This is a genomic window from Pseudonocardia adelaidensis, from assembly GCF_039543345.1.
Taxonomy (GTDB): Bacteria; Actinomycetota; Actinomycetes; order Mycobacteriales; family Pseudonocardiaceae; genus Pseudonocardia; species Pseudonocardia adelaidensis.
On record NZ_BAABJO010000010.1, the window covers coordinates 138,272 to 150,158 of the forward strand.

Sequence of the window (11,887 nt, forward strand, 5' to 3'; positions counted from 1 at the left end):
CGGCTACTCGTGGGTAGGAGAACCGACATGCCGGAGACCCGGAGGAAGGCCGCCGTGATCGGCGGCAACCGCATCCCGTTCGCGCGCGCGAACGGCGCGTACGCCCGCGCGTCGAACCTCGACATGCTCACCACCACGCTCGACGGCCTAGCGGCCCGGTTCGGGCTGGCCGGGCAGCGGCTCGGCGAGGTGGCCGGGGGCGCGGTGCTCAAGCACAGCCGCGACCGCGACCTCACGCGCGAGGCCGTGCTCGGCAGCACGCTCTCGCCGTACACACCCGCCTACGACGTCCAGCAGGCGTGCGGCACCGGCCTGGAGACCGTGGTCCTCGTCGCCAACAAGATCGCGCTGGGGCAGTTGGACAGCGCCGTCGCCGCGGGCGTCGACACCGCGAGCGATGCGCCGATCGCGCTGAACGACGACCTGCGCCGCGTGCTGATGGCGCTGAACGCCGCGAAGACGCTCGGCGCCCGGATCGGCGCCCTGCGCGGGCTGCGACCCGGCCAGATCGTGCCGGAGGTCCCCCGCAACGCCGAGCCGCGCACCGGTTTGTCGATGGGCGAGCACGCGGCGATCACCGCGCTCGAGTGGCAGATCGGGCGCGCCGAGCAGGACGAGCTCACCGTGGCGAGCCACCGCAACCTCGCGGCCGCCTACGACCGCGGCTTCTTCGACGACCTGGTCACGCCCTACCTCGGCCTCACCCGCGACCAGAACCTGCGCCCCGACACGTCGGTGGAGAAGCTCGCGAAGCTGAAGCCGGTCTTCGGCAAGGGCGAGGGGGCGACGATGACGGCAGGCAACTCCACCCCGCTCACCGACGGCGCCTCCGCGGTGCTGCTCGGCACCGACGAGTGGGCCGCCGAGCACCGGCTGCCGGTCCTCGCGCACGTGGTCGACGCCGAGACCGCCGCCGTCGACTTCGTCCACGGCCACGACGGGCTGCTCACCGCGCCCGTGTACGCGGTGCCGCGGCTGCTCGAGCGCAACGGCCTCACGCTGCAGGACTTCGACTTCTACGAGATCCACGAGGCCTTCGCGTCCACGGTGCTGGCCACCCTGAAGATGTGGGAGGACCCGGCGTTCGCGAAGGAGCGGCTCGGCCTGGACGCCCCGCTGGGGTCGATCGACCGGTCGAAGCTGAACGTCGCGGGCTCCTCGCTCGCCACCGGCCACCCGTTCGCGGCCACCGGCGGGCGGATCGTCGGGACCCTCGCCAAGCTGCTGCACGAGAAGGGCACCCCCGCCAGCGGCCTGATCAGCATCTGCGCGGCGGGCGGGCAGGGTGTCGTCGCGATCCTGGAGGCGGCCTGATGACCAACGACACGCTGCGCGACCTGTCGCAGTACCGGCTCGTCCAGCGCCTGGGTGTGCCGCGGATCCCGGTGCTGCGCCGCTACGCACCGGGGCAGCCGCTGCTCGACGGGCCCGCGCTCGTCGCGGCGGTCGGCAAGGGCGGGCTCGTCGACGACGTCCGCGCCGTGCTCGCCGATGTGGGCGTGGCCGAGGCGGGGGAGGACGGGAAGGTGGCTGCTGCCGTCCTCGACGCCACCGGCGCGCGCACCATCGACGACCTCGCCGCCGCGAGGGAGTTCCTGACGCCCGCGGTGCGTCGGCTCGCTCCGTCCGGGCGGTTGCTGCTGCTCGGCCCCGTGGCGCCCACCGAGGACGCGGAGGCGGCGGCCGTGGCGCAGGCCTTCGAGGGGCTGGTCCGCTCGGTGGGCAAGGAGGTGCGGGCCGGCGCCACGGCCAACCTGCTCGTCGTGGCCCCCGGCGCCGGTGCCGACGCGCTCTCCTCCTCACTGCGGTTCTTCCTGTCGGCCCGCTCGGCGTTCGTGTCCGGGCAGGTGGTGCGGATCGCCGCGCCGGTCGGGCCGGCCGGACCGGGCGACCCGGAGCGGCCGCTCGCCGGGCGGGTCACCGTGGTCACGGGCGCGGCGCGCGGCATCGGCGAGGCCATCGCCGACACCCTCCACCGCGACGGCGCCACGATCGTCGCCGTCGACGTCCCGGCGGCCGGCGACGCGCTCGCCCGGGTCGCCAACCGCACCGGCGGCACCGCGCTGCAGCTCGACATCACGGCGCCCGACGCGCCCGAACGGCTGCTCGCGCACCTGCGGGAGCGGCACGGCCGCGTCGACGTGGTGGTGCACAACGCCGGCATCACCCGCGACAAGCTGCTCGCCAACATGGACGCCGACCGCTGGAACGCCGTCCTCGCGGTGAACCTGCGCTCGCAGCTGGCGATCAACGAGGCGCTGCTGGCCGACGGCGAGCTGATCGGCGGCAGCGCCCGGATCGTCTGCATCTCCTCGATGAGCGGGATCGCCGGCAACCGCGGGCAGACGAACTACGCGGCGAGCAAGGCGGGCGTGATCGGGATGGTCCGCGCTCTCGCCCCGCGGTTCGCCGAGCGCGGGGCCACGATCAACGCGATCGCGCCGGGCTTCATCGAGACCGCGATGACGGCCAGGATGCCGCTCGGCACCCGGGAGGCCGGCCGGCGGGTCAACAGTCTCCGCCAGGGCGGGCTGCCCGTCGACGTCGCCGAGGCGGTGGGCTGGCTCGGCCAGGCCGCGTCGGCCGGTGTCACCGGCCAGGTGGTGCGCGTCGACGGCCAGAACATGCTGGGGGCCTGATGGCGGGCCTCGGCACCCTGTACGTCAAGGCCGCGATCGGCGCCCTCGGCCCCCGCGGGCACGAGCTGCCCGGCACCGCCCTGAGCAGGGCGGTCACCGTCGACCGCGACCACCTCGCGGAGTACACCCGTGTCTGCGGCTTCCCCGTACGCGATGCGCTGCCACCGACGTACCCGCACGTGCTGGCGTTCCCGCTGCAGGTGGAGCTGATGGCGCGGCGGTCGTTCCCGCTCTCGCTGCCCGGGCTCGTCCACGTCCGCAACGTGATCACCGTGCATCGGGCCATCGACGCGGCCGAGCCGCTCGCGGTGCACGTGCACGCCGAGGGACTCCGGGCGCACCCGAAGGGGGCGCAGATCGACCTCGTCGCCGAGATCGACGCCGCGGGCGAGGTGGTGTGGGTGGGCCGAAGCACCTACCTCGCCCGCGGCGCCACCGCGCCCGGCGGCGCGCCCGGACCCGCGGAGCCGCCCGGGACCGGGGACGCGGCGCCGGTCGCCACCTGGCGCGTGGCCGCCGGCACCGGCCGCCGGTACGCCCGCGTCAGCGGCGACGTGAACCCCATCCACCTGCACCCGTGGACGGCGAAGGCGTTCGGGTTCCCGCGGGCGATCGCCCACGGCATGTGGACGGCGGCCCGGGCCATCGCGGCGCTCCAGGGCCGGCTCCCGGACGCCCTCACCTACGACGTCGTGTTCGGCAAGCCGCTGCTGCTCCCCTCCACGGTGGAGCTGTGCACGGCGGCCGACGGCGCCGGGTGGAACCTGGAGGTCCGGGGTCGCAAGGGCGCGCACCTCACGGCGAGCGTCCGGCCCCCGGGTCCGGCGAACGACGTGTTCGTCGGTTAGGCCCCGACGGGCGGGCCGCTCGTCCGTCGTGCGGCTGTCCATACGCCCGATCGGCCTAGACTCGATGCTCATGGCGCGCAGCAGGCGGGGTCGGCGGTGGGTCATCGACTGGCCCGCCCGGTTCGCGCTCGCCGTCGTCGTGGTGTTCGCGAACCTCGGCGGTGCGGTGGTGGTCTTCGCGCTGGCGGCGTGGGTGCTGCCGGAGGGCCCGCTCGTCGATCCGGGCCGGGTGCGCACGCTGAACCTCCTCGCGTTCGCCGTGTACATGGCCCTCGCGGTGCCCATCGGGCTGCTGTGGGGCGCCCGCCGGTTCCGGCTGCGACCGGGTGAGGCGGACCCCGAGCAGCGCAGGGCGCGCCGGATGGTGCTGTACGGGCCACTGCGGCTCGTCACGGTGCAAGGTGTGCTGTGGGCACTGGCCGCCACCGTGTTCGCGCTGGTCAACCTGCCGTACTCGCTGCGGCTCGCGGCGTCGGTCGCCGAGACGATCGTGCTCGGTGGCATCACGACGTGCGCGCTTGCCTACCTGCTCAGCGAGCGCATCCTGCGCCGCACCGCGGCCGAGGTGCTGGCCGCGCGCCCGCCGCAGCCGGGGCGCGGGTTGCCCGGGATCGTCGTCCGGTCTCTGCTGTTCTGGGCGCTCGGTACCGGAGTGCCGGTGGTGGGGTTGATGGCGATGGCCGTCACGGCGCTCGTCCACGGCGACGTGCCGCCCGCCCGGCTCGCGGTGATCATGCTCGTGCTCGGCGGGATCGCGCTGGGCGCAGGCCTGCTCGTGACGGTCGGGGCGGCACGGGCCGTCGCCGACCCGGTGAACGCGGTGCGGCGTGGCATGCGGAAGGTGCAGCACGGCGAGCTCGACGCCACCGTCACCGTGTACGACGGCACGGAGCTCGGGCAGCTCCAGTCGGGCTTCAACACGATGGTCGCCGGCCTGCGCGAGCGGGAGCGGATCCACGACCTGTTCGGTCGCCACGTCGGCCGCGACGTGGCGCGGGCCGCTGCGGCCGCGGGCGAGGTCCGCCTCGGTGGCGAGGTCCGGCGCGTCGGCGTGCTGTTCGTGGACCTCGTCGGGTCGACCCCGCTCACCGCCGAGCAGCCGCCCGAGGAGGTCGTCGCGCTCCTCAACCGCTTCTTCGGGGTGGTCGTCGAGGTGGTCGAGGAGCACGACGGCTGGATCAACAAGTTCGAGGGCGACGCTGCGCTCGCGGTCTTCGGGGCCCCGGTGGACGGGACGGACCCGGCGGGCTGCGCGCTCGCGGCCGGCCGGGTGCTGGCGGCCCGCCTCGCCGCGGAGCTGCCCGACGTCACCGCAGGCATCGGGATCTCGGCGGGCGACGCGGTGGCGGGCAACGTCGGCGACGTGCGGCGCTACGAGTACACCGTGATCGGTGACCCGGTGAACGAGGCTGCCCGGCTCACCGAGCTGGCCAAGACCGTGCCCGGCCGGGTGCTGGCGGCGGCCGACGCCGTGGCGATGGCCGGCACGGAGGAGGCCGCCCGCTGGGAGCTCGGCGACACCACCGTGCTCCGCGGCCGCACCGCCGCCACCCGCCTCGCCGTCCCACAGGAGCACGCCCGCCCGGAGCGCGACGAGTCGGCCACGTCCGCCGCCCGGTGACGGCCTGCGATCGAAGGAACGGCACGCCCGTCCCACAGGTTCGGACGAACCTGCCGTTCGTCCAGGGACGACCGTCCGGTGAAAGGCAGCACCATGGCCGAAAACCGCGTGGGTGGGGGCTGGGAGGGGAGCTAGCGTCGGCCCCATGAGCTCCCCGGCCGTCGCCCTGGCCTCCCGCTACCGGTGGGGCGCGCTGGCGGCCGTCGGGTTCACGGTGCTCGCGTGGGCGTCGGCGTTCGTGGGCATCCGCGCCGTCGGGGCGCACTACGCGCCCGGCCCGCTGACGCTGGGCCGGCTGCTGGTCGGGTCGCTCGCACTGGGGGCGGGGCTGCTGGTCACCCGGCGCTGGGTGTGGCCGACCCGCCGCGAGTGGGCGCTCGTGGTCCTGTGTGCGATCGCGTGGTTCACGGTCTACAACCTCGCCCTCAACTCCGCCGAGCAGCGCGTCGACGCGGGCACGACGGCGATGCTGGTGAACGTCGGGCCGATCCTCATCGCGCTGTTCGCCGGCCGGTGGCTCGGCGAGGGTTTCCCGCGGTGGCTGGTGATCGGTGCGCTCCTCGCCTGCACGGGCGCGGTGCTGGTGGGCGCGGCCACGTCGACCGCCGAGGAGGCGGACCTGCTCGGAGCGGCGCTCTGCCTCGTCGCCGCGGTGACGTACGCGATCGGGGTGCTCGCGCAGAAGCCCGTGCTGCGCCGGTTGCCCGGGCTGCAGGTCACCTGGCTCGCCTGCACGATCGGCGCGCTCGCCTGCGTGCCGTTCACGCCGGGGCTGGTCGCCGAGCTGGCCGCCGCCCCGGCGGCGGCGACCGCCGGTCTGGCGTACCTCGGTGTCGTGCCCACCGCGCTCGCGTTCAGCACGTGGGCGTACGCGCTCGCGCGGATGGACGCCGGGCGGCTCGGCGTGAGCACCTACCTGGTGCCGCCGATCACGATCCTCATGTCCGCGGCCCTGCTCGGCGAGGTGCCCCCGCTCCTCGCGATCGCAGGCGGTGCGATCTGCCTGGTGGGCGTGGCGCTGTCGCGGCGTCGCTAGCAGGTCGTCGACCGGCCGGGTCGGGTGCCGCGGCCCGGCCGGCCGAGCTTTGCGAAGAACTCCCCGATGTCGGCCGCCAGCCGCTCCGCGTCCACCATCGCCACCATGTGGCTCGCGGCTTCGAGGCCCGACCAGTGCGTGATCTCGTTGTTCCGCTCGGCGATCCGCCGGAACGCGTCCGGGCCGCCGTGGGAGACGCCGGTGGGCACCACCGCCTGGTCGATCGGCATGCCGGCCGCGCCGTCGTAGTAGGTCCACGACGAGGAGCCGCCGGTGCCGGTGAACCAGTACAGCGACGCGGTGGTGAGCAGCTGGTCGCGGTCGAGGTGCGGCAGGAGGGCGTCTTCGCCCCCGGGCCAGCCGTCGAACTCGGCGAGGCGCTCCACCAGGTAGGCCAGCTGCGCCACCGGCGAGTCGAGCCAGCCGTACGCGAGCGTCTGCGGGCGGTTGGCCAGGTACGTCCCGTACCCGCTGCCGCCCGCGAAGAGCTCGGCCAGCCGCTCGCCGGCGCGGTCGTCGTCCGTCAGGCCCTCCAGCTCGCGGGGGTCACCGGTCGGGATCCCCACGCCGCCGGTCATGTGCACGCCGACGAGGTGCTCCGCGTCGACGAGCGCCAGGTGGGGCGACACGACCGCCCCGGCGTCGTTGCCGTGCGCCCCGTACCGCTCGTAGCCCAGCCGGGCCATCAGCTCGGCCCACGTCCGCGCCACGCGCTCCGCGGTCCACGGCCGTTCGTCGGCCGGCTCCGGGAACATCGAGTAGCCGAACCCGGGCAGCGACGGCGCCACCACGTGGAACCCGTGGTCCGTGAGCGGCCTGACCAGCTGCTGGAACTCGGCCACCGAGTTCGGCCAGCTGTGGGTGATCACCAGCGGGAGCGCGTCCGGCTCCGGCGACCGGACGTGCAGGAAGTGGATCCGCTGGCCGTCGATCTCGGTCAGGAACTGCGGCAACCCGTTCAGCCGAGCCTCCTGCGCGCGCCAGTCGAAGGCGGTGCGCCAGTACTCGGCGAGCTCCCGCAGCCGCGCCACCGGCACGCCGCGGTTCCACCCGCCAGGCAGCCGCCGTGGCCAGCGGGTGCGCGCGAGCCGGTCCGTGAGGTCGTCCAGGTCGGCCTGCGGGACGTCGATGCGGAACGGGCGGATCTCGGTGCTCATGCCGCCGACGCTAGGAGCGATATAGGTCAGCTCGTGTCACACAAGGCGGAGGCGGTAGTCCTCGTCCTCTGCGTCCGTGATCAGCATGTGCCCGGGCGCGTGCGCGATCGCGAGCGGCGGCTTGGACTCGACCACCGCCGCCTGCGGCGTGACCCCGCAACCCCAGAACACGGGCACGTCCCCGGGCTCGAAGGTCACCGGGTCGCCGTAGTCGGGGGCGTCGAGGTCATGGATGCCGAGCTCGCGCGGATCGCCGATGTGCACGGGGGCGCCGTGCACCGCCGGGTAGGCCGCGGTGACGCGCACGGCCGTCTCCACGAGGTCCTTCGGCACCGGCCGCATCGACACGACCATCGGACCGCTGATCGAACCGGCCGGCCGGCAGCGCACCGACGTGCGGTACATCGGGACGTTGACGCCCTGCTCGACGTGCCGGATCGGCACCCCGGCCGCCCCGAGCGCGCGTTCGAACGTGAAGCTGCAGCCGATGAGGAAGCCGACGAGGTCGTCCCGCCACACGTCGAGGACGTCGGTGGGCTCGTCGGTCAGCTCGCCGTCGACGTAGACGCGGTAGCGGGGGATGTCGGTGCGGATGTCGCCCGCGAGCAGCGGGCCGGAGACCGACCCTGCCTCCAGCACGTCCAGCACGGGACAGGGCTGGGGGTTGCGCTGGGCGAACAGCAGGAAGTCCCACGCGATCTCCTGCGGCACCGCGATCAGGTTGGCCTGGGTGTAGCCGTCGCACCAGCCGGCGGTCGGCGTGACCAGGCCGGCGCGGAACCTCGCGCGTGCCGCAGAGGGGACCTCGGTGCGTGTCATGGGCTCTCCTCCCACGGGGGCGGGACGAGGACGAACCGCACGCGCTGGCCCGGTCGCACCTGCGCGGCCCGGTCCACGTCGGCGTCCAGGACGACGGCGGCAACCGGGTAGCCGCCCGTCACGGGGTGGTCGGCGAGGAACAGCACCGGCTCGCCACCGGGTGGCACCTGCACCGCGCCGCGGACGATCCCCTCGCTGGGCAGCTCACCCGAGCCTGCCCGTTCCAGGGGGGCGCCCTCGAGCCGCATGCCCACCCGGTCGCTGCGGCTGGAGGCCGTCCACGTGGTGCGGGCCAGCGCACCGACGTCGGTGAAGAACTCCGCGCGCGGCCCGGGCACGGCCCTGAGCACGACATCGCCGCCCGGCGGCAGGCCCACCGGCGCGACGTCGATCAGGGGCAGCGCGTCGGGTTCCGTCCCGATCGGCAGCATCGCGCCCGGCGTGAGCCTCTCGGGGCCGAGCCCGGAGAGGATGTCGGTGCTGCGGGACCCGAGCACCGGCTCCAGCGCGATCCCGCCGCGCACCGCGAGGTAGGTGCGCAGGCCGGTGGGCGGCACCCCGAGCCGCAGCACCTGGCCCGGCCACAGCACGATCAGGGCGTGGTGCCCGACCGGTGTGCCGTCGACGTCGGCGGGTGCCGGCGCCCCGGACAGCGCCACCGTGAGCAGGCCGTGGGCCCGCACCGCGAGCCCGCCGAACACGACCTCGATGCCCGCCGCCCCCTCGGGGTTGGCGACGAGCCGGTTGGCCAGCCGCAACGCCCTGCGGTCCGCCGCGCCCGAACGTCCGACCCCGGTGGCCGCGAGACCCGGCCGGCCGAGGTCCTCGACGAGCGCCAGCGCGCCGGTGGCGACAACCTCCAGCTTGCGGGTCATCCGACCGCCTTGAAAACGACCGTGCACCCTGGCGTTAGTAGCGCACCGCGGTCGATGTTCCACAGCTCCGCGTCGGTGTGGCCGATCAACTGCCAGCCACCGGGCGACGAACGGGGGTAGACGCCGCTGAACTCACCGGCCAGCCCGACCGCCCCGGCCGGCACCGAGGTGCGCGACTCGCGGCGGCGGGCCACCTCGAGCCGGGGGTCGCCGCCCACCAGGTACGCGAACCCGGGGGCGAAACCGCCGAAGGCGGCCCGCCACGGGGTGCCGGTGTGCGCCTCCACCACGCCGTCGGCGCCGAGCCCGGTGAGCTCGCCGACCTCGTCGAGGTCGGGTCCGTCGTAGACGACCTCGATCTCCACCCGCTCCCCCTCCGGCGGTGCGGCGCCGGGCTCGATGTCGAGGCCGAGCACCGCCCGCCGCACCTCGGTGAGGTCGGTGCCCGGCTCGATGCAGAGCAGCACCGTGCGCGCGGCCGAGACGACGTCGAGGACCCCGACCGGTGGTGCCGCCCGTACGGCGTCGGCCAGGGCGAGCACCTCGGGCAGCCCGTCGACCTCGACGAGGAGCCCGCTGTCCCCACACGGGAGCAATCTCACCCCGACTCCTCCGCGAAGGGGCCCTCTGCGACGGGGCCCTCTGCGAACGGACGCAGTGTGACGCCCGCTGCCTCCAGCCCGGCGCGCACCGCCTCGGCCATCGCGACCGCACCCGGGGAGTCCCCGTGCACGCACGCCGAGTCGGCCTCCACGTGCACATCGGTGCCGTCGACCGCGGTGACCTTGCCGTCGGTGACCATCCGCAGCACGCGGGCCGTCACCTCCTGGGGGTCGTGCAGCAGGGCCCCCGGCCGGGAGCGGGGCACCAGCGTGGCCTCCGGCGTGTAGCCGCGGTCGACGAAGAACTCCCGCACCGTGCGGAGGCCGGCGGCCTCAGCGGCGGCGAGGAACACCGAGCCGGGCAGACCGAGCACCGGGAGCTTCGGGTCGTAGGCGCGCACGGCGGCCACGACCGCGGCCGCCTGCGCCTCGTGGTGCACGATCGTGTTGTAGAGCGCTCCGTGCGGCTTCACGTACTTCACGCGCGTGCCGGCCGCCCGGCAGATCCCGTCGAGCGCCCCGATCTGGTAGACGACGTCGTCGGTGAGCTCCTCGGGGGCGACGTCGATGAAGCGCCTGCCGAACCCCGCCAGGTCGCGGTAGCCGACCTGTGCCCCGACCGCGACCCCGCGCTCCGCGGCCAGGGCACAGGTCCGACGGAGGGTCGTCGGGTCGCCCGCGTGGAAGCCGCAGGCGACGTTGGCGGAGGTGACGAGCGCCAGCATCGACGCGTCGTCACCGAGCTCCCATCGGCCGAACGACTCTCCGACGTCCGAGTTCAGATCCACAGCGATCGCCCCCACAGGTTCACGCCCACAGCTTGGCCAGCCCCGACAGCGAGGAGTAGCCCATGTAGAGCGTGAGCAACCACGCGAGGACGCCGATACCGAGCAGCCACGCCGGGTACTTGTAGCCACCCAGCAGGTCCCGGCGCCGCCAGGCCACCCAGAGCACCACGGTGAAGCCGATGGGCAGGATCAGTCCGTTGAAGGTGCCCGCGAGCACCAGCAGGGTGGCCGGGGCCGTGCCGACCAGCACGAAGATCAGGGCCGAGAGCGCGATGAAACCGACCGTGAGCAGGTTGCGGGTGCGGTCGCTCGTCGTGGAGCGGGTCAGGAACGAGACCGACGTGTAGGCCGCACCGATCACGGACGTGATGGCGGCCGCCCACAGGATGATGCCGAACAGCCGGAGGCCTGCCTGGCCCGCCGCCGCCTGGAACGCGCTGCCGGCCGGGTCGGCCTTGGCCAGCGTGACCCCGCCCGCGACCACGCCCAGCACCGCGAGGAACAGCACCACGCGCATGACGCCGGTCACGATGATGCCGATCACCGAGCTCTTGGCGATGTTCGAGGCGTGCTCCGGGCCGGTCATGCCGGAGTCGAGCAGCCGGTGCGCGCCCGCGTAGGTGATGTAGCCGCCGACCGTGCCGCCGATGAGCGTGGTGATCACGAGGAAGTCGACGGTGTCCGGCAGGACGAAGTTGCGCAGCGCCTCGCCGACCGGCGGCTGCGAGACGATCGCGACGTAGGTGGTCATGAGGATCATGAGGCCACCGAGCACGACGACGATCCGGTCCAGCGCGACGCCCGCCTTCTTGCTGAGGAAGATGGCGATGGCGATCACCGCGGAGATCACCCCGCCGAGCGTGGTGTCGACGCCGAGCATGGCGTCCAGGCCGAGCCCGGTGCCGCCGACGTTGCCGATGTTGAACACGAGCCCGCCGATGACGACGAGCGCGGCCAGCACGTACCCGATCCCCGGCGCGATCTTGTTGCCGAGCTCGTGCCCGCGCTGGCCGGAGACGCCGATCACGCGCCAGACGTTCAGCTGGACCGCGATGTCCACCAGGATCGACGCCAGGATCGCGAACGCGAACGCCGCGCCGAGCTGTGCGGTGAAGGTCGCGGTCTGGGTGATGAAGCCGGGGCCGATGGCGCTCGTGGCCATCAGGAACATCGCGCCGAGCACCGCGCTGCGGCTCGTGCCCGAGCCCATGGCGGGAATCGCCTTCGTATCGCTCATCGCCCGCTCCCTCCAGAGGTGGTGACCCGCGGCACACCGCCGCTGGTTGGATGGGAGCGTAAGGATCGTTCAACGATACGGCAATACCTCAAGGAGAAGTTCTTGTAACAGGCGTGTGGCCTGCGACCTTCGCAAACCGCCCCTGTACATCGCACCGGGAGCGGGCGGACACTGTGCGCGACCGCGCTGGACACGCGGTACGGGTGTGCCCGCCCGGCCGGATGCGCGGTCAGGGCCGTCGACCGATCCCCCCTCCTCGGTCGAC

At 74.0% G+C, this 11,887-nt stretch carries 11 protein-coding genes; 5 read left to right on the forward strand and 6 right to left on the reverse strand.

Features of this window, described 5'->3' with window-relative positions; translation table 11 throughout:
• The first annotated feature begins 27 nt into the window (after positions 1 to 27).
• The 5 genes from ABEA81_RS15635 to ABEA81_RS15655 all read left to right on the forward strand — a co-directional run bounded on the left by ABEA81_RS15635 (position 28) and on the right by ABEA81_RS15655 (position 6,144).
• Entirely contained in the window at positions 28 to 1,314 is a 1,287-nt protein-coding gene (locus ABEA81_RS15635) for an acetyl-CoA C-acetyltransferase (RefSeq protein ID WP_345605811.1), read from the forward strand.
• The gene (locus tag ABEA81_RS15640; protein WP_345605812.1) at positions 1,314 to 2,639 is read left to right on the forward strand and encodes a 3-oxoacyl-ACP reductase; all 1,326 of its coding nucleotides are present in this window, start codon (positions 1,314 to 1,316) and stop codon (positions 2,637 to 2,639) included. The genes ABEA81_RS15635 and ABEA81_RS15640 overlap by 1 nt, the downstream gene beginning before the upstream one ends.
• The gene (locus ABEA81_RS15645; RefSeq protein WP_345605813.1) at positions 2,639 to 3,487 is read left to right on the forward strand and encodes a MaoC/PaaZ C-terminal domain-containing protein; all 849 of its coding nucleotides are present in this window, start codon (positions 2,639 to 2,641) and stop codon (positions 3,485 to 3,487) included. The genes ABEA81_RS15640 and ABEA81_RS15645 overlap by 1 nt, the downstream gene beginning before the upstream one ends.
• A 70-nt stretch (positions 3,488 to 3,557) precedes the next feature.
• Entirely contained in the window at positions 3,558 to 5,108 is a 1,551-nt protein-coding gene (locus tag ABEA81_RS15650; RefSeq protein ID WP_345605814.1) for an adenylate/guanylate cyclase domain-containing protein, read from the forward strand.
• A gap of 145 nt (positions 5,109 to 5,253) precedes the next feature.
• Complete coding sequence (locus ABEA81_RS15655; RefSeq protein ID WP_345605815.1) at positions 5,254 to 6,144, forward strand: DMT family transporter; 891 nt, start codon at positions 5,254 to 5,256, stop codon at positions 6,142 to 6,144.
• On the opposite strand, the gene ABEA81_RS15660 is transcribed toward ABEA81_RS15655, so the two are convergent.
• From ABEA81_RS15660 to ABEA81_RS15685, 6 genes are read right to left on the reverse strand one after another with little or no spacing between them, the layout of a single operon-like run.
• On the reverse strand, positions 6,141 to 7,301 hold the full coding sequence (locus ABEA81_RS15660) for an epoxide hydrolase family protein (protein ID WP_345605816.1): 1,161 nt from the start codon (positions 7,299 to 7,301) through the stop codon (positions 6,141 to 6,143). The genes ABEA81_RS15655 and ABEA81_RS15660 overlap by 4 nt on opposite strands.
• A 36-nt stretch (positions 7,302 to 7,337) precedes the next feature.
• Positions 7,338 to 8,120 (reverse strand): putative hydro-lyase, encoded by a 783-nt coding sequence (locus ABEA81_RS15665; RefSeq protein ID WP_345605817.1) that lies wholly within the window; start codon positions 8,118 to 8,120, stop codon positions 7,338 to 7,340.
• The gene (locus ABEA81_RS15670; RefSeq protein ID WP_345605818.1) at positions 8,117 to 8,995 is read right to left on the reverse strand and encodes a 5-oxoprolinase subunit C family protein; all 879 of its coding nucleotides are present in this window, start codon (positions 8,993 to 8,995) and stop codon (positions 8,117 to 8,119) included. The genes ABEA81_RS15665 and ABEA81_RS15670 overlap by 4 nt, the downstream gene beginning before the upstream one ends.
• Positions 8,992 to 9,597, reverse strand: a complete 606-nt coding sequence (locus tag ABEA81_RS15675; RefSeq protein ID WP_345605819.1) for a 5-oxoprolinase subunit B family protein — start codon at positions 9,595 to 9,597, stop codon at positions 8,992 to 8,994. Before ABEA81_RS15675 ends, ABEA81_RS15670 begins: the two co-directional genes overlap by 4 nt.
• Complete coding sequence (locus tag ABEA81_RS15680; RefSeq protein WP_345605820.1) at positions 9,594 to 10,385, reverse strand: LamB/YcsF family protein; 792 nt, start codon at positions 10,383 to 10,385, stop codon at positions 9,594 to 9,596. The genes ABEA81_RS15675 and ABEA81_RS15680 overlap by 4 nt, the downstream gene beginning before the upstream one ends.
• 19 nt (positions 10,386 to 10,404) lie before the next feature.
• Positions 10,405 to 11,622, reverse strand: a complete 1,218-nt coding sequence (locus ABEA81_RS15685; RefSeq protein ID WP_345605821.1) for an NRAMP family divalent metal transporter — start codon at positions 11,620 to 11,622, stop codon at positions 10,405 to 10,407.
• Between the last annotated feature and the right edge of the window lie 265 nt (positions 11,623 to 11,887).

Excerpts from the sequence above, each read along its gene's own strand:
- ABEA81_RS15660 (WP_345605816.1), bottom strand. The coding sequence starts at position 7,301 with ATGAGCACCGAGATCCGCCCGTTCCGCATCGACGTCCCGCAGGCCGAC.
- ABEA81_RS15645 (WP_345605813.1), top strand. The coding sequence starts at position 2,639 with ATGGCGGGCCTCGGCACCCTGTACGTCAAGGCCGCGATCGGCGCCCTC.
- ABEA81_RS15665 (WP_345605817.1), bottom strand. The coding sequence starts at position 8,120 with ATGACACGCACCGAGGTCCCCTCTGCGGCACGCGCGAGGTTCCGCGCC.
- ABEA81_RS15650 (WP_345605814.1), top strand. The coding sequence starts at position 3,558 with ATGGCGCGCAGCAGGCGGGGTCGGCGGTGGGTCATCGACTGGCCCGCC.
- ABEA81_RS15640 (WP_345605812.1), top strand. The coding sequence starts at position 1,314 with ATGACCAACGACACGCTGCGCGACCTGTCGCAGTACCGGCTCGTCCAG.
- ABEA81_RS15655 (WP_345605815.1), top strand. The coding sequence starts at position 5,254 with ATGAGCTCCCCGGCCGTCGCCCTGGCCTCCCGCTACCGGTGGGGCGCG.
- ABEA81_RS15670 (WP_345605818.1), bottom strand. The coding sequence starts at position 8,995 with ATGACCCGCAAGCTGGAGGTTGTCGCCACCGGCGCGCTGGCGCTCGTC.
- ABEA81_RS15685 (WP_345605821.1), bottom strand. The coding sequence starts at position 11,622 with ATGAGCGATACGAAGGCGATTCCCGCCATGGGCTCGGGCACGAGCCGC.
- ABEA81_RS15635 (WP_345605811.1), top strand. The coding sequence starts at position 28 with ATGCCGGAGACCCGGAGGAAGGCCGCCGTGATCGGCGGCAACCGCATC.